The 22266-nt window shown below is 32.3% G+C and carries 20 protein-coding genes and 1 tRNA gene; all 21 read right to left on the minus strand.

Going from position 1 to position 22266, the window contains the following annotated elements; genetic code table 11:
* Positions 1-27: 27 nt before the first annotated feature.
* The 21 genes from ACXAEA_RS20030 to ACXAEA_RS20130 all read right to left on the minus strand — a co-directional run bounded on the left by ACXAEA_RS20030 (position 28) and on the right by ACXAEA_RS20130 (position 22124).
* Positions 28-2106, minus strand: a complete 2079-nt coding sequence (locus ACXAEA_RS20030) for a right-handed parallel beta-helix repeat-containing protein (RefSeq protein WP_475097602.1) — start codon at positions 2104-2106, stop codon at positions 28-30.
* 200 nt (positions 2107-2306) lie between these two features.
* Positions 2307-3401: an acyltransferase family protein gene (locus tag ACXAEA_RS20035; protein ID WP_475097603.1), complete on the minus strand. Its 1095-nt coding sequence runs from the start codon at positions 3399-3401 to the stop codon at positions 2307-2309.
* A 26-nt stretch (positions 3402-3427) separates the two neighbouring features.
* Complete coding sequence (locus tag ACXAEA_RS20040; protein WP_475097604.1) at positions 3428-4978, minus strand: lipopolysaccharide biosynthesis protein; 1551 nt, start codon at positions 4976-4978, stop codon at positions 3428-3430.
* Positions 4979-4991: 13 nt separating this feature from the next.
* Positions 4992-6257: a peptidase gene (locus tag ACXAEA_RS20045; RefSeq protein ID WP_475097605.1), complete on the minus strand. Its 1266-nt coding sequence runs from the start codon at positions 6255-6257 to the stop codon at positions 4992-4994.
* Between the two features lie 23 nt (positions 6258-6280).
* Positions 6281-7246, minus strand: a complete 966-nt coding sequence (locus ACXAEA_RS20050) for a polysaccharide pyruvyl transferase family protein (RefSeq protein WP_475097606.1) — start codon at positions 7244-7246, stop codon at positions 6281-6283.
* Between the two features lie 59 nt (positions 7247-7305).
* Positions 7306-8460, minus strand: a complete 1155-nt coding sequence (locus ACXAEA_RS20055) for a DegT/DnrJ/EryC1/StrS family aminotransferase (RefSeq protein ID WP_475097607.1) — start codon at positions 8458-8460, stop codon at positions 7306-7308.
* A gap of 35 nt (positions 8461-8495) precedes the next feature.
* Positions 8496-8654 carry a YwzD family small protein gene (locus ACXAEA_RS20060; RefSeq protein WP_475097608.1) on the minus strand — a complete coding sequence of 53 codons (159 nt, stop codon included), beginning with the start codon at positions 8652-8654 and terminating at the stop codon, positions 8496-8498.
* Positions 8655-8674: 20 nt separating this feature from the next.
* Entirely contained in the window at positions 8675-9868 is a 1194-nt protein-coding gene (locus tag ACXAEA_RS20065; RefSeq protein WP_475097609.1) for a glycosyltransferase, read from the minus strand.
* Between the two features lie 46 nt (positions 9869-9914).
* A complete protein-coding gene (locus ACXAEA_RS20070; RefSeq protein WP_475097610.1) occupies positions 9915-11036 on the minus strand; it encodes a glycosyltransferase family 1 protein in 1122 nt (373 codons plus the stop codon).
* A complete protein-coding gene (locus tag ACXAEA_RS20075) occupies positions 11029-12132 on the minus strand; it encodes an EpsG family protein (RefSeq protein WP_475097611.1) in 1104 nt (367 codons plus the stop codon). Before ACXAEA_RS20075 ends, ACXAEA_RS20070 begins: the two co-directional genes overlap by 8 nt.
* A 53-nt stretch (positions 12133-12185) precedes the next feature.
* Positions 12186-13022 carry a glycosyltransferase family 2 protein gene (locus tag ACXAEA_RS20080; RefSeq protein WP_475097612.1) on the minus strand — a complete coding sequence of 279 codons (837 nt, stop codon included), beginning with the start codon at positions 13020-13022 and terminating at the stop codon, positions 12186-12188.
* Complete coding sequence (locus tag ACXAEA_RS20085) at positions 13009-14208, minus strand: glycosyltransferase family 4 protein (RefSeq protein ID WP_475097613.1); 1200 nt, start codon at positions 14206-14208, stop codon at positions 13009-13011. The genes ACXAEA_RS20080 and ACXAEA_RS20085 overlap by 14 nt, the downstream gene beginning before the upstream one ends.
* Before the next feature lie 70 nt (positions 14209-14278).
* Complete coding sequence (locus ACXAEA_RS20090) at positions 14279-16105, minus strand: polysaccharide biosynthesis protein (protein ID WP_475097614.1); 1827 nt, start codon at positions 16103-16105, stop codon at positions 14279-14281.
* Positions 16106-16446: 341 nt separating this feature from the next.
* The gene (locus tag ACXAEA_RS20095) at positions 16447-17106 is read right to left on the minus strand and encodes a CpsD/CapB family tyrosine-protein kinase (protein ID WP_475097615.1); all 660 of its coding nucleotides are present in this window, start codon (positions 17104-17106) and stop codon (positions 16447-16449) included.
* Positions 17096-17815: a YveK family protein gene (locus tag ACXAEA_RS20100; protein WP_475097616.1), complete on the minus strand. Its 720-nt coding sequence runs from the start codon at positions 17813-17815 to the stop codon at positions 17096-17098. Before ACXAEA_RS20100 ends, ACXAEA_RS20095 begins: the two co-directional genes overlap by 11 nt.
* Positions 17816-17984: 169 nt before the next feature.
* On the minus strand, positions 17985-18311 hold the full coding sequence (locus ACXAEA_RS20105) for a helix-turn-helix domain-containing protein (RefSeq protein WP_475097617.1): 327 nt from the start codon (positions 18309-18311) through the stop codon (positions 17985-17987).
* A gap of 164 nt (positions 18312-18475) precedes the next feature.
* Positions 18476-18547 (minus strand) — tRNA-Ala (locus ACXAEA_RS20110).
* A gap of 89 nt (positions 18548-18636) precedes the next feature.
* Positions 18637-19719 carry a lipid II:glycine glycyltransferase FemX gene (locus ACXAEA_RS20115; protein WP_475097618.1) on the minus strand — a complete coding sequence of 361 codons (1083 nt, stop codon included), beginning with the start codon at positions 19717-19719 and terminating at the stop codon, positions 18637-18639.
* A gap of 39 nt (positions 19720-19758) precedes the next feature.
* Positions 19759-20325 carry a GNAT family N-acetyltransferase gene (locus tag ACXAEA_RS20120; RefSeq protein WP_475097619.1) on the minus strand — a complete coding sequence of 189 codons (567 nt, stop codon included), beginning with the start codon at positions 20323-20325 and terminating at the stop codon, positions 19759-19761.
* A 24-nt stretch (positions 20326-20349) separates the two neighbouring features.
* Positions 20350-20970, minus strand: a complete 621-nt coding sequence (locus ACXAEA_RS20125; RefSeq protein WP_475098179.1) for a sugar transferase — start codon at positions 20968-20970, stop codon at positions 20350-20352.
* Positions 20971-20978: 8 nt separating this feature from the next.
* On the minus strand, positions 20979-22124 hold the full coding sequence (locus ACXAEA_RS20130; RefSeq protein WP_475097620.1) for a DegT/DnrJ/EryC1/StrS family aminotransferase: 1146 nt from the start codon (positions 22122-22124) through the stop codon (positions 20979-20981).
* Positions 22125-22266: the final 142 nt, after the last annotated feature.

Raw genomic sequence — 22266 nt, forward strand, 5'->3', positions numbered from 1 at the left:
CTCCCCCCCGTTCTTTTTTATTAATACTCATTTTGAACTCTCATGATTGTTTTTATTAATATCACCAACTTTCAAATTGAGCTTCGCATTTATTAAAATGTTGTCCTGTATGTTGGCTGCCGTTCCTAAATCAACAGTGGAAATTCCAATAGAAGCATTTTTTGACCTTATTATATTATTTTTAATATTAATACTAGCTGCTGCCTTGACAACTATACCTTCTCCACCACCCCTTAGGTCTAAAGTTGAATTTTCAAAAGTAAAATCTATCTTTTTTCCATCAACAATTAATCCTTTTTCATTAGTCTTAAATGAACAATTCTTAAAGGTGTACTTTCCAGGATTATTTAAAACAATAACTCCACTCCCACCACTTGCCGCTTCAAAAACACAATTTTTGTAGTTCCCAGGGGGTAAGTCTATCCCATACTCGGAGTTATACTCAGTTACTTTTAAATTGTCAATGATACTACCATCTGCTACATCTCCTGTGATATTACGCAATGTTGACTCTCCCATTATTGTAATATTGGACATATTCACTGGTTGTTTATTAATAACTAGTCCGGATGTACTTTTTTTGTTATTTTTCATAGTTATATTTGATATTTCTATTCCAAAAGGTTCTTGGCTGCCTATTCTTAATTGTGAATCAACAAATTCTGTTCCATTAATGGAAACATTCGGCCCACCAATACTGGCAACAGAATCCTTCATGTGATTGCCTTCAAATACAACGTGATCTGCAACGGCGATTTTTGATCCATCAAATTTGTTGTTTATTATTACTGCCCCTGAGCGAAATGGTTTGGAAACTGCAAGTCCTATAGATGATCTATTTTCATTTGGGCCTAAATAGTTTTCTTGGACAACAACATTTTGACCGTCATATAAAATCACATTATAAGAGGCATTATTAAAGATTTTATTTTTTTTAATAACAATATCACTATTTGGAAAGAATCCTGCTTCTATATCGATGCCCGATTGAGGGGCGGTACCTTTTATATCATGAATGATATTATTAATAATTTGCATATTTTTCACACCAGCAACTGTGATTCCTTGTCGGCGATTAAAAGAAGACTCAGAGTTCTTAATTTTTATTCCCTCAGAAATTCCCTTATTCCAATACTCAAGTTTTACCCCTGAGTACGTGGGAGTATCAAATACTACATGAAAGTAATTCGCATTTTGAGGAACCTCTACTAAGCTCCAATCAATTTCTTGATCTTTCAATCCAGAAATAAATACACCATCAGGTCCATAAAAGTAAATGTCAAAGCGAATTTTCTTTGACATGTTTACTGGACGGGAGAACTGTATTGTCCTAATTTTATTAAAAATAAAGTGATTAAAATTTGTTTTTTCTATATTTTTTGTTCGTATTTTTGAAGGATCATCAATGAGTTTTCCTTTGTTATCAATTGCCCCTGGTTCAAAATCTTCTTCTGAGAGTATCTTAATTTGTTGAGATTTCCCCCCAATGAAAATTCCATCACCTGTGAACTTTTCAACTTTCACATTATCTATTATTAAATTCTTGGCTGATTGAGCATAAATTCCATAGCCAAATTCATGAGTCCCGCCGCTATAAGATGCATCTTTTCCTGTATAGTCGTGTGTATCAAGATCCCCTCTATATGTCCCACCTTTTATTGTTACATTGTTTATCCCTGGACCAACGTAAAGTAACTCGTATCTTTCTTTTCCATTAGTTTCTTTTTGAATAACCGCTCCTTTTTCTAACAAAAATGTAATATTACTAACCATATTGATTCGTGAAGAAGGATCGTAGGGATCACCTTTTTTAATAAGATAGGACCCAGGAGGAACTTTAAATATTTTGATTTTATTTTTGTTAGCCCACTGTAGTGCATCGTTAAAACCTTTAGTTGTTTCCTGTGGATGTGACCCATCGTTATAAATATTCCAACGATCAATATCCAACTCATAAGAATTAGGTTCGCTACTGACTTTTGTAACTTTTTTCATATCGCCTTTTTTGTTAATACTTACTGACCCATTATTTAGGCCTCCTAGATACACTGCAATTACACTTAGTAATATAATTAACATAATAAATATTCCAAATTTTCGTTTCATTTCTTACCACCTCCTTTTCTTGCCCATGATATCTCTATTTTTTTACTAAGTTTTTTTTCTATGTATTTAATGTGAAGGACAACCTAAAATCTAAAACCTCTAAATGAAAAAAATAAAGTATACTAATGTATTTGCAAATAAAAAAAACACTCTTTAAAAGTGCTTTCTTCAAGTGCAACTTAGTGTTATTTTTCCTATCTTTAAATCAAACTAGCTTTTTCTTCGTTTTTTCGATTAACCTTAAAAAAAATGAATTCCTTAGAGTCAATTCTTCTAACAATTGGATTATAAATCAAATTAATTATATATGACGAAACTATACAAAGTGTTATTAACCATACAAAGATTAAGAGTGGGAATCTGGGTGAAAATGTAAATTCAGGAAAAATGGTCATGTAAAAGAACATATGTGTTAACCATATATTAGTTGAGTGATTAGCAAAAAAACTTAGTGTGTTTTTTATAATATGACTTTTGTCCATAAGTACAAAAAAGCAAATAAAAGAAATTGCATTAAATGGTGCAATGATGGCTGATTCATATAGAGCATGAATTAAAATTAATATAGAAATCCCAGTAATACATAACAAATTTTTTATTCTTTTATTATGAATTTTATTATGGAGTTTTGAGATAATTTTTTCCTTTGCAAAAATTGCACCAACAATAAACGAAAGTTGAGATGTACCTAATAGAACAATTACCTTTATAAACATTAATATAATTGAATTGTCTCCAAAATCTAAAATATGCTTAAAACGTTGTATGTAACTCAATAAATATATGAGAATCGAGATAGATAATAATATTAACGAACTATTTTTTCGGGTTATTTTTACAATTATAGGTGCTAATAAAACAAAGATAATATATATCTGAAGGAACCACCAAGCACCATTATAAGAATTTGATAAAGCAAAAAAATTAAGCAGGAACTCGTTAATACTACCAGGGTATAAATCACTTTTCCCACTTAGGTACCCTATAGGAATAAAGATTAATAAAACAATCCAAAAGTTAACCATTAATTTAATTAGTCGTTTTAGGTTTTTACTCTTACTCAATACCGGTTCCTTGGTTATCATAATAAAGAACGCATATCCACTTACAAATAAATAAATCGGTCTGCAAGCATCGCCGAATAGGGATATATAATAAACAAGAGGAACACTTCCTACTGTCAGATATGTCTCATAAAGACCATTAACATCTTTCCTACAAAAGAGATGAAGCATTACCATCATCAATATAGCAATTCCTTTAATATTCTTAGTATCACTTCTGGAAAGTTCCATGGTTACCTCCTGTTTATTAAAGCTTTCTAACTATTAAATGCTCTATTTGTATATTGTTTTGAATGTGTTTTATTAAAGACTGTTCTCATTACCCTCGACAAATATTGAAATTCATCTGTTTTTCTAACAAATAACCAGAAAATAGTGTTTGGAATAATTATGGACAAGCCTCCCATTAATATTAATGTCATCACTGTTCCACTATTAAAGATGGTCCCAATATAATGAATTATGCTTGCACAAGCGGTAACTAAGGCTAAAAAACCTAAATATCTTATAAAGTAGAACTTTACAGATCTTTTGAAGATATATTTAAATATCACATATGGATCATACCAAAAATAGGTGCAAATTCTGCTGATAATAGTTCCCCAAAAAACGCCTGCAATTCCTATCGTTTTTGCAAGAACAACGGAAACTATAATGTTTATTAGTGCTGCTATCACCGGTCGATATTTTCCTTTTTTAAAAAGGCCAGTTGTTTCCCTAAAGGTTGTGGAAGCGTTCTGCATACCGGCAGTAAAGAAATTAAATATTATTGCGAATACAATAAACTTATCGAAAATATATTCTTCTCCTAGCCACAAAGTAATAAAAGGATTTACAGTATTCCAAAGACCTATAGCACAAATCCCGTATATCCAAAAGTTGGCTAAACTTTGAACACGAAAAATCAAAAACATCTTTTCTTTAGTTTCTTTCACAACTAAGTTTCCTACACTTGCTGTTATAGAGTAAAAAATATAACTTAGAAAAGCAGTCAATGTAGTTATAATTAAAACATAATTAGAGTAAATCCCTACGCTTGCTACACCTATAAATAAAGAAATTACGATACTATCAGTCCCATTTATTACAACGCCACTGATTTTATATAACATTTGGGAATAAAGATTCTCAAAGAATTCTTTCCTTTCAATAGCAGATAGTTTCGCATTATTTTTCACTTTTAAAAAGGGATATAACTCGTTTGCTTTTCGGGAAATGTAAATATTTTCAAAAATTCTGAATGCTATTTGGACAGAAAGCATACCTATATAGTTTCCCGTAAAAAAAAGAATAAATATCTGTATTATGTTAGAGCACACAATAAAAATACTGTGAATTTTTGATATTATATGTTGGCGTTGATCTGCAATAATAATTGATTGCTTATACACAAAATAATATGAGATCACGGAATTGGATAAGAAAAGTAAATAAATTATATTAAAATGATTTACACTAGTTTCTCCATTCATAATAAAAGGAAGAAATGGTAATAAAGTTAAACCAATAACCAAAACTATAACACCAATTATTTTATAAGCCTTTTGATATAGATTTAGTAACGCTTTAATTTTTTTGATATCATTTTCAGCTAATGGTTTATACAAGCTATAAATTATAGCTGTATCGAACCCCAGGTTTGCTAGAGACAGCATGATAAGAATGCTTGTGAAAAGCCCGTTTACACCCAGATATTCAACTCCAAGCGTATAAACAAAAACAGTCCTTACAATAAAACCCATTAAAGCACTTATTACTTGCCCTGCTATCCCAAAGACCATGTTTTTTATTGAGTTTTGTATTCTCATATGGTAAATCCTTCTAATTATTTTTTTGAGAAAAGTTATTAAGTTTAATAGTTATTCTCCTTTTTATTATTGGTATGAATTTTGTGGCCCTATATTTAAATAATGATTTTTTCTGTTCTAATGCAAAATCATATTCTGTAAACCATTCAAGTAGTTCTTTTTCAATCAATTTTCCTGAGTTATTCCTCATCCTCTTCTTAATCAAATCCCATGCATCTATTTTTGAAGGAGTAAAATACTTCACATTTTCAAAAAGAAATTCCCTTACGTGCAATGAAAGATCATTTGGGATGTTGAAACCGAAATCACGTGGATTTGCACCTTCCGCAACGATACCTAAAATGGTTCTAAGGCATTTTTCACAATTACAACAGTTTTCGTTATTTTTAAAACAAACCCGTATGGTAACTGGTTCTTTATTAGAGGCGTAATATTCAGTAACAATTTTCACCTTCTCTTGCCTTGTCAACTCGTATGCATCATGAAATACTGAGCCGGCAGCAAATTTGATTTCATTATCAACAGTTGGATCTGATGCACAAGTTGCTTGATAACCTTGATAAAAAGAACTTGCAATATAAATAGTTTTAACCTTTAGCTTATAGGCCAATGGAATTGCAGCAGATATAATTGCTAAACTATGATGAAGACCGTGCCACCAATTGTCTCCAAGTTTTTTTTTATAATATTTATCAATCATTTCCGCCTTAATAAAGGTTCCATAGTTAGATTGGATAAGAATGTTTTCCAAACCATTAGACATTGAAAATTTAATTGCATTATTCTTATCGGCCTCCCAAACATCACTCATTTTTATATCATTCTCATGCCACCCATACTCTGTAATTAAAATGGGCTGTCTACTTTTAATCCTTATAAAAGTAGCAAGGGCATCCAGACCTCCGCTAAATAACTGAGCCGCCTCGTGTTCTGGTTCAAAATAATTCTCAATAATTTGCTCAACTTCTATATTTCCTCCAAAGCTTACTCGAGGATACATTTTCTGATAAGCAGCTTTAATTTTATCCAGACACTCGTAGAACGATTTATCAAGCTCTTGTAATTTAATAGTTGAATCACTGATCCAAATGAGAGGTGCAATATTAGCTAAAAAAGGAATTACTAACATACTTTTAGGAATCTCTGATAAATCATAATTATATTCGTAGAATAAATGATTTGTACTTTTAAAATATTTTTGTACATTTCCTTTGCTTGTAAAATAAAAATCGACTTTATTTTTATTAACAATGATTCTCTCCAAAGATATATGGTTCATTTTTTTCCTCACTTATCAATTTTTTATTTAAACTGATTTAGCCATTCATTCACCATCTTAAAATTCACATTAACTTCTGTCTTAATGTTGGAATTAATCATTGCTTCAAGTTTATTAAAGTTTTTTCTATGAATGGTATTGAGATTATATGTCTCACTCATTCCCTGTGCTCTTTCATCTATTGATACAATAATAGAGCGCTTTTTGTGGCGCATGGCATAAATACCACCATGTAGCCTCGTACCTATATAGTCTACATCAGTCATTAAGACCTTTTCATATTCCTCTACATAAGGTGGAACGATGTTAATTTTCTCTGTATTCTTTAATTCTCTTAAATAATTTAAATCCTCTGCATCTTGAACCCAAAAGTAGACTTTCTTGTAATTCCGGCATAATATATCTATTAGAAATTGGTCATTTTTATAATCCCTATCGTGATGGGTTAATGTAAAAATAACCGATTCCGACTTTTGCTCAGGAATCATTTTGCAAAAATCTGATGTTAGTGTCCATAATGTTGGACAGCCTGTATTCAGTGCTTTAAAGCCCATCTCCTGTAGCAATTTTTTAGTCCTTTCATCTCTAACACTATGAATGAATTCGTGTGATAAAACTTTTTTATATAACATTCTTGTATAGGCCGTTATCTTGTTGCCTTTACCTGCCCCAACCCCCACAAGGATACTTCCTTTTAGTGGAGCATAGTTAAAAATATTAATATTCCACTGTGGAAAGTGTGTTAGCATATCCATAGTAAGTAAATTTGATCCCCCTACAAATTTATACTTAGCATCACTATAGATCCTTACTCTGTTAGAGCCACGAACAACCTGGTACCAATGAAAAGGGGAAACATGAGTAGGAAGGGTTAAAGTAAATCTGTCTCTTGTTATTTCAGATAATTGGTATCGTATGCATTTCATTATGATGTCGTCCCCTTTGTTTAAAGATCCTACAGAAGTATCCAGCAATAGTACATTTTCCATAATATATACCTCACAATTCCTATTCTTTAATTCATTTGATAAATATTTTTTTGAGAATGTTACTCTATTAGCAAATTTTTAAGACATTTAATTACTCTTGATTGGTCATCTTCTGTTAAGTTAGAACCCGAGGGTAAACAAACTCCTGATTTGAACAATTGCTCTGACACATTTTCATTATCGTTATGAGAATAGTACTCACAACCTTTAAATAGGGGTTGCATATGAAGCGGCTTCCATACAGGACGAGTTTCAATATTATCTTCAGCCATTTTTCTTAATATGGAATCTACAGAGATACCATTGGAGTTATTAACTAGTTTAATAGCGGTTAGCCAACGGTTTGAACAGGTATTTTCTAATTCAGGCATAAACTCAAAATATGGTATGTTTGCTAATTCCTGATAATATCTATCAAAAATTAAACGTCTGGCTATTACTCTATCTTGCAAAACCTCTAATTGGGCTCTTCCCACTCCAGCCAATATATTGCTCATTCGATAATTAAACCCTAATTTACTGTGCTGATAATGAGGCGCACTGTCCCTTGCTTGAGTCGCTAAGAATCGAGCCTTTTTTAAAGCTTCTCTATCATTTGATACAAGCATTCCTCCTCCTGAGGTTGTAATAATCTTGTTTCCATTAAATGAGAAGATTCCAAACTTACCAAAGGTGCCACTAGCTTTATTATGGTAGGTGGATCCCAGAGATTCAGCAGCATCCTCAATTATCGGAACATTATAAAGGTTGCAAAGGGCAATTATTTCATTCATTTTTGCAATTTGACCATATAAATTAACTACTATCACCGCTTTGGGTAATTTCCCTTTAGTAGCGGCATTTTTCAAAGCAACTTCCAGGGCTTTAGGAGACATATTCCATGTTTCAGGTTCTGAATCAATAAAAACAGGTTCTGCTCCCAGATAAAGAATAGGATTTGCACTTGCTACAAAAGTAAGACTTGAACAAAATACTCTGTCACCTTTTTGTACTTCTAATAAAGAAAGAGCCAAATGAATTGCTGCAGTACCTGAACTAACTGCAACAGCTTCATTGACTCCTATAAATTTTGCTATTTCTTCCTCAAAGGCATCAACATTCGGACCTAAAGGTGCTATCCAGTTTGTTTCGAATGCATTTTGAATATATAACATTTCTTTGCCACTCATATGCGGCGCAGATAGAAAAATTTGCTCTTTATTTTTTGTTAACATTTAACCTATCCTTTCCACCACTCTTTTTGTTGAAATTAACGACTATTAGACTCCATTGCGTTAATTATTTGTTTTTTAATTTGCTCTATTAGATTATTGGTATTAATATCTTCGTTCTGGTGTCCAAGTACAAAAGTGTTAATAACTATCTCTCTAAATTGTTGAAGAGTAAGCTCCTTAGAAATGTTTTTCATAAAAACCTCTTTTATTTTCACTAAATTAATTTATATAACTTATTCATCTCATTTTGATTTCCATAATTTTTATGTTTTGTATTTTTGATTAATTCATCTCTAAATTTTTTATTCGTTATTAAATCGATGACACCCTTGACAACTCCATCTATTCCTTGTTCTGTTATATGTCCATCTATACCATCATCGACCTGACTTTTAGCAGTTGGAAAATTGGTTATCAATACTGGTTTTTCAAGAATCTGAGCTTCCCGCACTGTTACTGCTTTTCCTTCGTACCTAGATGGCTGAACATATATATCACCTGCTTTTATATAAGGATAGGGATTTGTTTTCATTCCAAGGAGCTTAAATCGATCCTGCATTCGTAATTTTGAGATTAACTTTTTAATTTCTTCCTCTTGAGGTCCATACCCAACTACATACCATTCGATATCAAAACCTTTATCCGTTAAGAGCTTGCAAGCATGAACTGCTATATCTATGCCCTTTGCGTATGAGAGTCTACCCACTGTGACAAGTGTGGTTCTTCCGGCAATTTTGGTAATTTCATTTGATATGTCTTCTTTTGCCTGATTAATTATAAATTCTGGAGAAATTAAATTTTCAATGACACTAACCTTATTATTTAAGTCAGGAAAATCCCTAATAAAAGATTCTTTGCAGCCATCAGACACTGTTACAATTCTATCGATTTTTGACCACATTTTCTTTTCAAAAAATTTATTAATTGCGATATTTGTATAATCTGTGTGTATCCACCCAATCTTCTTTGCCGCGTTAACCTTTTCGCAAATAAAATAATGTGGCCATAGAAAACTTATAGCCACATCATATTTTTTTTCTATTTTTGGAAGATAAGGTAGTGATAAAATCCAACCATATTGGATTTTCAAATAGTCAGTCTCTTTACTATTAATTATTTTCCCATGAGCATTACCAATATATTTCGCAGTAATCCTTGTCATGGTAATAGGGTAATTTCTCTCCTGTAGGATTTGGTTTATTGATTTTCTAAAAGTAGAATACTCAGGTACTTCTCGCAATAAGCTAGGTCCTTTCGGTAACAAGGGCAAAAACCCACCTTGATGTCTGTATAGCATCAGATCCACATCATACTTACTATAATCTATATTCTCAAGTAACCCAATAAGACTTCTTTCGACCCCTCCTACTTCCAGGTCAAAAGAAGTTATCAAAATTTTCTTTTTCATGCCTTTACCTCTATCTCTTTTTAATAAGTTATAACCAGATAGATATTTAATATAAGTCTTCCCATTTAGAGATGCTAGTAATTATGTTGTATCCAGAGTCCGTAATATATTTTACTCTTTCTTCTTTATCTGGCTTTGGTATCTTCAATGCATGTTTTATCTCATTTGCCCAATCTGAACTAGTTTTGTTTAGGCTTACATAAGTAACCAGACCCAGTTTCATGTCTGTTGTAATAGGAATAGTGTCTGATAAAACACATGGTATACCGCTGCATTGGGCTTCCAATGTTACAATACCAAAACCTTCATAAATTGAGGGAAACACGAACACATCAAAGGCGTTCATTAAAAGTGGAATGTCTGCCCTAATACCTGTAAACCTTAAGTTTTGCAAAATCCCCATTTTTTTAGCAATATGTTCAATTTTATTTTTCAAATGACCATCACCAACAAATATTCCGTAATAGTGCCTATCTTGGGTAATTAAATCTTTTAAAATCTCTAATAAAAATATATGATTTTTTGATTCAGAAAAACGACCAACATGACCTATTACTTTTGCTGAAGAGGGAATATCAAGGTTGCGTAGAATCTCCACTTTATTTTCTGTTGAAAAATCTATAAATTTGTTTACCTCTATTCCATTTTTTAATATAACGGTCTTCTTCAACATATTTTTATCAAACAAAAAGCTTGCAGCCTCATTGCTACAAGCACAATAATTTGTTGCAGTATATTTCATTAGTTTTTTTAGTATATAGAGTGTAAAGGTATAGCGAATAGATTTTTTATAGTCCCAGTCAGTACTATGCGAGTGAATAATTCTATTTTTAATTCCTGCCATTTTGGCAGCTAATGTGACAAACCCACCTTGATAGTCTGTGTGTGAATGGACAGCAGTGTAAGGTTGTCTATACATAATTTTAATTAGTTGATTTAAATATCTTTTTACCCCAACTTGCCCAATACTTTTAATTCTGTAAACATTTCCTCCGAGCTGTTCGATCTCTTTATCAAAATCTCCAATTTCATTACTATGTGTGACAAAATCAAACTGGACTTTTTCTCTATTAATTTTCCTGTATATGTCCATAACCAATGTCTCGGCTCCACCACGCTTCGTAGCACTGACTACTTGTAAAACGCGTTTTGTATAAGTTTTATTCATTTATTCCACCTAACAGTCCCTGATTACTAAAAAATTCGAAGTAATCGCTTTTATATTCTGTTCCAAGAATAATTATATTTTCATAATAAAAGAAAGAGAAATATAAAATTATTATCGAAAAATAAATAAATTTTTGACTTTTTTGATTGAACACTTTAACTATCCATGAAATTAATATTAGACTATAAAGTCCAAAGTAAATTGAAAACCGTGCGAAAATCCAGTTTTGAGTTGATATTAACATGAAGATACTTCCAATTAGCGCCATATTAACAATGAAGTCACTGGCAGAGTTTAATTCTCTTAGTTTTTCTCTGCCCATGTAAGCTAATATTAATGGTGCCGCACTAATTGCGACTCTAATAACATTTGCACCTCCCTCATTAAAATTTTTATAGTCCCCATATTGAGAATCTTCGATTGCTGTAAATAGCAAATTACTAAACTCATTAAAACTGATAACCACGATTACAGAAAGACCAATATATAGAAATGTTATTTTTGTCCAAGCTTCACTTCGGGCAAAAAAATAAATGGGGATCATGATAAGAGCACTTAAGTGTATAGTAGAAACTAATAATATAATTAATAAATATTTAAGGAACTTACCTTCGAATAAATATTTTGATGCTGCAAAAATTATTGCTGCAGCCATGTATTGACGGATTCCATTCATAGAGGTTAAAAACATACCAGAGGTAATATATACAAATAAACTTAAATCCAACAATCTGGAATATTTATATAATACTGTTACAATTAATAAGTTTGTAATTAAGGCTGTAGTGAATATTAGTATCTGTGGATCATGGGATATTTTTTGAAGAAACATTTGAAAAAGACCAAAACCAATATCTTTTTGTGACCGGACATATTCCCAGTCAATATTGTTCTGAGAATAGGCAAACATATAGAAAAAAGTATCTCCTATGTTTTTTCGTAAACCAGCCACTAAAATTAAGCTAATAATACTCAAAAGAACCAATATCCTATTTGGCTTAATTAAGTTGGAATTAGATATATCTGGTAGTGCGAAATATCTTGATAGGAGGGAAAAAGTAAATACAGTTCCGATGGCGAACCAAAATATTGTCATTCTATTTCCAACCTTTCAAGTTATTATAAATATTAATTGATATTTTTCTATATCTAATTGATATTCAGCCTTTTATATTGCTTTAAAGCCAGATACTTATGGTATCTTTGTAGTATGAATTTTGGGGTTAATCCAGATATTAATGGTTTTAAGACATATAAATAATATCTAATAGGAAGTTTTAACTGTTTACAAGCCTGAAAAACTAGATATGCAACATCAATGTAATATTTGAGCTCTTTTCTAGAATAGGCTGAGCGGTCTTCTCTAACACTGTATAGCGCTTCCTGTAAATTATACCCTTTGTATCCAGCTGCAAAAAATCTAATCCATAAATCATAATCTTCTGCTCTTCTGGTCTGTTTAATTACTTGATAACCTTTTAGAGCATCATATCCTTCTTTTCTCATCATAATTGTAGCGTGCATAAAAGTTATATTTAATGGGACATCTTCTTTTTGTGGAATTAATTTACCGATCCGAACACCAGATTCCCCATTTTCATCAAAAGGTATCATACCAGTACCTACTAACATATAATCATTATGAGCATCTAGAAATTCCACTTGCTTTTCCAGCCTATTTAAATTAGAAATATCGTCTCCGTCTTGTCTTGCAATAAATTCTCCTGATGCAATCTCGAGACATTTATTTAATGTTCCTGCAAGTTTTAAATTGGTATCATTTCTAATTACTTTTATCTTGTTAGGATAAACAGCAGAATACATAGATGCTATTTCATAAGAATTATCTGTGGAGGCATCGTCACATATAATAAATTCCCAATCCTTAAATGTCTGATCAATAATAGATTCAATACTTTCAGGCAATGTTTTTGCACAGTTATATATTCCCATGATTACCGATACTTTAGGCCTATCCTTGTACATTTCCCTTATCCACTCCAGTGGGTATTAATTTTGATTTCATCAATAGTTTATTTCTATCGGATAAAACATGCCTCCATAGCTTCTTCTGATCATATTTAGTGCGTGAAAAGTTTATAGCATTTTTTCCCATTACATTACATAATTGAGCATCATTTAACAAAGTTTCCATTGATAAGAATAGACTTTCTATATCTCCTTTTGGAACTACAATTCCCGTAACTCCATTTAACATTGCATTTGTTGGACCTGGAATGTCTGTAACAATAACAGGCACTTCCATTGCCTCAGCCTCAATTACAACACTGCCAAAGCCTTCTCGGTAGCTAGGTAAAACAAAAATATCCATGGCTGCATAATATTTTTCAACATCATCAATAAAACCACAGTATATGACTGATTCACATTCTTTAGACCATTTAAAAATATCCTGTTCAATCCCTTTGTCTGCTTCCTCTGGACCTGCAATTAACAATTTTACTTGTGGAGAATAAATTGTATGTAGTTTCTTGAAGGCCGTGAGCAATTCATTTATACCTTTGTCCCTATTAATCCTCCCAATAAATCCAAATACACATTGATCTTCCTTAATATTATATTTACCTCTTATTTTTGATCGCCATTCCGCCTTCTTATTAATATTAAATTTATCTAAATCCACTCCATTCGCACTACCATTCCAAACAACCCTGCTTTTAAATGCTGGGTATAGGCCCTCAGCTCTGCTAAAATCTAAGTTCCCCTGGCTGTCCGGCTCTATATCTGTTGAAAGATTACAAATGATCTTTTCCATCCCTTTGAACAATTTTCTTTTTATGCCATAGTATCCAACATAAAGAATACCCCACTGACAATATAACCTTACTGGAACTTTTGCCAACCAAGAAGCGATAGATGAATAAAAAGCAGCATTTGGGGTGGAATATTGCACTATATCATATTGTTCAGATTTAAATAAACGATACAAAAGCCAAATACTTTTTAACATCCCTAACCCATCAATTCCTCGCTTCATTTTTACAGGCTTATACTGTAAAGACTTTGGTAATTGATTATAAAAATCATCATCTTTATCGCATACTACAGTAACTTCATAACCGTTTTGGTGTAAGAACTCCAGTTGTTTTATTAAAAATCCCTTTAGCGTTATTGATTTTGTTGTAACAACACAAATTTTTTTATTATACATTATTCCACCCATGCTTTTTTATTTATTCCCTTGACATTGTTAGTAAATAGGAAGATCAACATGCATTGGGCTAGACAGAAATAGACATTAACTTATCCTGTCTTACCTCTTTATTAGCAACTTCCAATAATCTTTCCTTTAATGTTTCCTTGTCAAGAGTACTGTATGTTGAAATGATTTCTTCCACCTCTTCGATAAAAAGAGAAGAAGTTTTTCCTACATAAATTTTAGGATATACCTGCTGTTCATAAACCTCATCTTCCTTTAATAACTCCTCAAACAATTTTTCACCTGGACGAATTCCCGTAAATTCAATTCCAATTTCCTCCACTGAGTATCCAGATAATCTAATAAGATTTTTTGCAATGTCTACAATTTTTACTGGATCTCCCATATCTAAAACAAATATTTCTCCACCTTTAGCAAGTGCACCAGCTTGAATTACTAACCTTGATGCTTCTGGTATTGTCATAAAGTAGCGGACCATATCCGGATGAGTGACAGTAACAGGACCACCTTTTTGAATTTGCCTTTTAAAAAGCGGAATAACACTGCCGCGACTGCCTAATACGTTGCCAAATCTAACTGCAACAAATTTTGTATTACTTCTTTTATCTAAATCTTGTATTAACATTTCAGCGAGTCTTTTGGAAGCACCCATTATACTTGTGGGATTTACTGCCTTATCTGTTGATATCATTACAAAAGAATCTACCATATTTATGCTTGCTGCATTTGCAACATTAAGGGTACCGATAATATTGTTTTTTATGGCCTCCTCTGGATTTCGTTCCATAAGAGGGACGTGTTTATGTGCAGCGGCATGATATACAACATTTGGTTGATAGGTGCTCATTACTGACAACATTTTCTCGAAGTCTTGCAAATCACCAATTTCGGTTATAATTTCTATACCAGAGTTCACGTACTTTTCTTTAAGCTCCATTTCAATGGAATAAATGCTATTTTCTCCATGCCCTAGTAAAATTATTTTTATAGGATTAAACTTAGCGATTTGCCTACAAATTTCCGAACCGATAGAGCCGCCAGCTCCAGTAACTAGTACGACTTTGTTATAAATAGTCTCTGAAATGCCCTCGATATTCAAAGGAACAGGCTCTCTCCCCAGCAGATCTTCTACCGAAACATCACGAAACTGGTTTACGGATACCCTTCCTGTTATCAAATCCTCCAGCATAGGAAGAATTTGTGTTTTTGCATTGGTTTTGGCGCACTCCCTAAAAATCTTATTTAATTGTTTTTTATTTAAGGAAGGAATAGCAATTATTATATTATCAATATTCATTTCTCTAACGTTTTTTTCAAGTGAAGCTGTTCCTCCTACTACAGGTACTCCTAAAATATGAAGCTTTTGCTTTTTCACATTATCATCTATAAATGCAACGGGAATTAACTCAGAATTAATATTGTCTAAAAGCTGTCTAACAACCATTGTTCCTGCCGCTCCTGCTCCAATAACTAGGGTTCTTTTTTTACTCTCAATTTTATAATCAAATGAATTTTTATAAAGCCGCCAGCAAAAACGGGATCCACCAATCAAAAAAATATGGATTAGCCAAGTTACAAGAAGTAAGCGTAAAAACGACTCTTGAAGAATTAGTTGTTGGACGAATGATACTAATAAAACTGAAAAGGTGGATGATTTAAAAATAATTATCAGTTCTCGTATACCTGCATATTCCCACGCTTTTTTATAAAGTTTGTATTTGAATGCTAATAGGTGGTGACTAACCAACAATAAGATAGCACTCAAAACCACGGGAAAAGTAATAACATTAAAATCTGCACTAACCAAAAACCTACTAAAAAATACAGTTGTTAACACAATAACTGAATCAATAAAAATAAAAAATGAAACCCTTTGCTTATAGGTCATCTGGTTTACTCCTTTTATTATTTTAACTACTGGCCTTAATTTCCTCTCAATTCTCTAACATTGATTAAAACCCTGACCTTTCTTAAGTTTTTAACTATATGGCCTTAATAAAAAACCACATAGTAAAAAACTTAAAAACTGGGCATTTAACCCATCCTCACATCACACTCTTGACGACTTGCGTCTAAGGTATTTCTCAACCCACAGCATGACCGAGTGCCTCCATCGATAACGGGAAAGGAGACATTTCCGGAATAAATTCTTACTAATTCGGCAATATAACTCTATAAAAAACAAATTCGTTCTAAATAAAGAACGTGGATACAAATTAAAATCATTAATTATTTATTTATAATTACTCCTAAAATATTAGCTTTTGCCTTCTCTAATATCCGTTTTGCTTCCAATGAACTTTCAGTATCCGTTTTGCCATATTTCACAACCATTAATACCCCATCACATTTATTGGCTAAGATCTTAGCATATGACGACTCGAGAATTGGCGGGGAGTCTATAAAGATATAATCATATTCTTTTAATGAAGCTTCAATGAGATCCATCATTGAACTCCCTTCTATTAACTCTGAAGAAAAGACATTCAATTGTCCACTAGTTAGGACTTCTAATCTGCCAATCTCTGTTTGAAAGACAGCTTCATTTAACAAAGACTTGCCAGACAAGATATCTGTAAGTCCAATTAAGTTCTCTAGTCTAAAGTATAAGTGTAAAGCTGGGTTTTTAAAATTTGCATCAATTAATAAAACCCTTCGTTTTTGTAGCGCAACTGAAATAGCCAGATTTACTGCAATTGTTGTTTTGCCTTCTCCAATTCCCTGTGAGGTAATTAGAAATGTTTTTTCTTTTCTTTTATCAATCTCTAAAAACTTTATATTTGCTCTAATAGTTCTAAACTGTTCTGATATTAATGATTCAGGGTATTTATAAGTAATTAGTCTATTAAAACTTCTTGTGGAAATTTGCCCATTAAACTTACGAACCAATTGACTCACCCCTTAAAGGTATACTCTTTTGCTTAGTTTTATTTTTTAATATTGTATTTCTTTTTGTTATTCTAGATACTGTTCCTAATACTGGTAAACCAAGCAAATTTTCTACATCCCGCTCTTCCTTTAATGTATCATCCAGTGAATCTAATAATAATATTAATCCGATACTCATGATAATTCCGATAAATAATGAAATTACTATTATTTTTGTGGAATTTTGATTAATAGGCCAAGGATTTTCCTTTGCTTCTGATAAAATTGTGGTCACATCTCCAATGTTAAAAAGATTTATTATTTCTTTTTTGTAGACCTTGACAGTACTATTAGCTATTAAGGCTGCCAACTGTGAGTCATGATCTACTACACTAATAGTTACTACTTGGGAACCTTCTACATTATTTACAGATATTTGTCCTCTTAGGGTTTCCGGTGATTTGTTTATGTTCAATTGATCAATGACTTTCTCAAGTATGACAGGCTCTTTTATAATTACTTTAAGAGTGGACATTGTTTGGGCATCTGCCTTTAAGATAATTCTTGTTGATGACTGATAAAGTGGGGGATTAAAATATTTCGCATAAAAAATTCCACAAATTGCTGCTAGGAAAGAAATGGTTGCAAGAATCCAAATACGCTTCTTAATTACTCTGTACATGCTTTTTATGTCTAGCTCTTTTTGCCTATTAACCATTTTTCCGTTCATAATGTCACCTTCTAATAATTTTAGAATTTTCTTTATACAGAACAAAATAATTACAAAACATTTACAAATGTTTTGTTCATTTTGACAAATCTAAAGGATATTTTTATCATAGTTCTTTATTAAGAACAAGTCAATAGTATTTATTTTTTTATTACGGATCTCAATCTTATTAATTAGACGAACATTTATTCTTAATTTTTGCTACAGTATCCGCTAATACTTTTAGCTCCTCTACACTAACATCAATATTTTTCATTTCTGTTGAAAGTTTTAACCAATCATCCTCTGCCCAACTAGTTTTTTCATTAAAAAAATATGCTATATCTTTGTTAAAGTAACCGGAGATTTTTAGTAATAAGCTTATATTAGGCTTTCGAACTCCTCGTTCAATTTTAGAGAGATTGCTGTAATTAAAATCAATTTCATTTCCTAATTGTTCTAAAGTTAGCTTTCTATTAAGACGCAACTCTTTAATCCTTGCACCAATATCTTTCAAAGTCTCCACCTCATAACCAACAATTTATTAGTAAATTTGCTATTTTGAACAATTGACGAAATAAAAAAACACTGATAGCCAACTATCAAATGGTTTCAATAAATACGTCATTGAGAAAATATTGTTACCTTGTTACACGGAAGCTATTACTAGAAACCGTTATAAGGCGGTGCCTGGATTTGAACCAGGGATAAGGGTCTTGCGGGACCCACGCCTTGCCGCTTGGCTACACCGCCATAATAATAAATAAAAATTCCTTTATATTGTCATTTAGGTTTTTTAAAAGGAACCGATTATTTATCTCTAAATAATCAGTACCTTTTCCTTACTCGATACCAACTTTAAATTTCACATTTGGGTCCCGATAAAGAGGAAAATAATTCGCCTCTGTTTCAATATTCTTGGTGAGTAATTGATAAAGCTCACAACAGTGTACTTTTTTTCCAATAAAAAAGTTCAACGGGTCCTTCTTGGAAAATGTTTTTTTAAAACGGAATAACTCATCTTCATTACCAAAATATCCTCCTCCTAGATGAAGATGCTTATAACCCTGTTTGCCATACCAGCACGCAGCATAGTAAATCAACAGATTGTAAGGTGCAAATTTTAAATATTCTTTGTCCGAGCCAGTTAAATGATAAGAGACATAGCCGTTATAATGAAGAAAAAAAGTAGAAGCTATGACCTTATCTTTATACTTAACTGAGAAGAAGTCTATATGGTTGTTAAGCAACTTAAGTGAGTCCCTAAAATAATCTTCTGAAAAGAAATAATAGGAATTAGCATTGTTTTTCTCCATTGTTGCATAGTACTGATCCATAAAAACTTTTATATTTTCATGGTCTTCACGCTCGACTTTTAAATCATGTTTCAGGGCATGTCTTACTCTATTTCTGCACTTATTGGTAAAGCTGGATAGTATCTCTTCTTCATTATCGGATAGTTCTATACTTATGGTGCTTCGAATATTCTCTGGGTTGACTAAATCGTAATAAAGATTATTTTCAGCAATTGGATGAAATCTCACAAATTCTGTTACAATGGCATTTTCACGACAAAATATTCCAAATATCTTGGAAAACCTTCCGAATAATTCCTTTCTTTTTATTGGGTCCTTTTCATTTGTTAGTGGACCACCGTAACCATAAGGAGTAGAAATATCAAATATATCTTTGCCTATTTTAGAGTTGGCAGGCAATTTTAATTGGTCAAGGTTCTTCATGAGGAATGGATAACAAATGAGTTTATCATCTTCTTGGTAAACAAAAAGTTTAGCTTTTCCTTCACCGTTCTGTTCACATAGCTTGCAATATTCTGCTGTATAATAAATATCTGTTTCTTCAATTTTATTTAAGTAAAAATGCCATTCTTCCGGGCGGGAAGAGTCCAGTAAAAAGAAATGGGACATATAAATCTGCACCTCAGTTCATGTAGTGAATATATGGTGTTATTTATTTGATGAGCTTTTTACACTGTTTTTTTCTAACATCCATTCATTTATTAAAATGCTTAATAATATACCATTAATATATTTTCCTTCTCGATACTGAAAATCTCTAATTAATCCATCCTTTCGAAAGCCCAGTTTCTCGAAAACTCTTAAACTGGGTAAATTATTTTCCAGAACCTTGGCCTGGATACTGTGCAAATTGAGTTGATTAAAAGCATAGTCAACTACTGCGTCCGTTATCCCAAACCCAATTCCCTGACCCCAAAAACTTTTTTCACCTATAAGCATTCCGACTTCCGCTTTACGAGATATATGATCTATATCATACAAACCAATATGTCCAATACATATATTCGTTTCTATAGAAGCAACTGCCCATATTATTGAGTTTTGTTGCTGCTCCCACTGCTCAATTTTCTTCTCAATTGCCTCTAGGGAAAATCCCGCAGTAAAACCTCCCAATAAACTTGTAACCTCATGATCGTTTCGGAATTTATGTAATTGATTCCTATCTTCTTTTTCTATTGGCCGTAATATAACTTTTGAAAGTATTAGGTTTGCCATTCCCCTTGCCTCCTTGTGAAAAATTTAACCTGACAAATTTTTATTACTCCCGTGTGACTCGGTACCTATAAAATCTTGCATTGCCGATCTACCTTCTGGAACTACCCCCCGACGAAATATCACCATTTTTATAGTTAGTATAATAATTTTCAAATCAACGCCAACATTCCAATTATCAACATACCAAATATCAAGTTTGAAGCGTTCATTCCAGGAAATCAGATTTCTTCCGTTAACTTGAGCCCAGCCAGTTATACCGGGCTTTACTTCATGTCTTCTTGCCTGTTCCGGGTTGTATCTTTCTAGATATTCCATCGCCAAAGGTCTTGGACCAACTAAGCTCATCTCGCCTCTTAAAACATTAAGAAGTTCCGGTAATTCATCAAGACTAGTGGACCTCAGGAACAATCCAAGCTTTGTCAATCGCTCGATGTCAGGCAAAAGCTCTCCGTTATCTGTTTTCGCATTTGTCATAGTTCTAAACTTGAACATTTTAAATGGCTTACCATTCATTCCAGGTCGCTCCTGTCTAAAAAAAACCGGTTTTCCCATTGTAAAAAAAATTATTATTGCAATTAACAAAATTAATGGTAAAGACAACAACCCGACTATTAACGAAATTGTTATGTCCATTGCCCTTTTTATTTTTTTTTTCATGATCTACCGCCTGTCTGTTGCAATGAATTGTATTTATTAGCTAAAAGAAAATATTCTTTAACTGTTTCAGCAATGAATATAATATCCTTTCTCCCATATCTCTGATCGCAAGGAATTGTCAGCATATTTTGTGAAATTCCGGCTGACCTTGTGAAGTTATTTTGAATTTCTTCGGGAAGTACCCAGTGAACAGAAGCATATATCTGTTTTTTTATAAGATGCTCCCTTAAACCGTTCTTATGATCTAACAATATATGAAAGCCAAGCGGTGTTATTCTGTTCTCTATGTCTCCTAAAACTATTTTAATATCTTCAATATCCTTCAGTTCCTGAAATAGAAGGGCATAGTTTTCTCGTCTCTTTTTAACAATAAAATTAAAATCCAATCTTTTTAAGATTTCCAATGAAAACTCATCCATTGGAGCTATTTCTATTTCTGAATATAGCTCTTTGTCAGCAGCTTGCATTAGATGTAAGTATAAGTTTTTTACCTCTTCTTCTCGCAATCCATTTAAATAAAAATATTTCAACTGCTGAGCAAAACTTCTAAGTTGACTGATTCTCAATGCTTTATTAGATTGTTGATTCCAAGTCCGATAATCCTTTTGTCCGGAATTTAAAATTACAATACCTCCATGGGGTAACGGTCCCCACTTCCTCAAACTCCCTATTAAGAAGTCCCCTAAATCTTGCCTATTGCTGAAAAAATTATGGGTAATATCCTCCAGTACACATATGCCACTCTCCTTAAAATTTCGAATGACGTTCAAAACATTGTCAGGCTGCAGCATACCAAAATAGTTTATATAGTATATTACCCTTGTGTTCTCAGTTACTTTCGATAATAAATCTTCGGTATCAATCGAGAGATCCTCCAACACTTCATAAAAGATTACATTTAAACCCAGCTCTTTAAACGGCTGGAGGATGCTAGGACAAAGGTAAGCAGGAAGGAGAAATTCATCTTGAACGGCTTGCTTTTGAATTAATAGATTTAATAATACCTGCTTGATTCCGCATCTTCCTGAACTAACTAATCTATAATCCCTTGAATCATATATAACTCCTTTAAGTTCATTGATTTTACAAGACATAACTGTATCCAAGTTAAAATCAAATTCACTGCCAATTTCATTAGTCATCTATATTCACTCCATTTTCAAAGGCACTGCTCACGCTCGTTCTATATATAGAACAATATACATGTTTTAATTTAAGATATCAACATATTTTTATACAATATTCTTTTTTAAGAACGATGAACTACTATTCAAGAACCTGAAA

This window comes from Mesobacillus sp. ABV4_180, assembly GCF_056158485.1.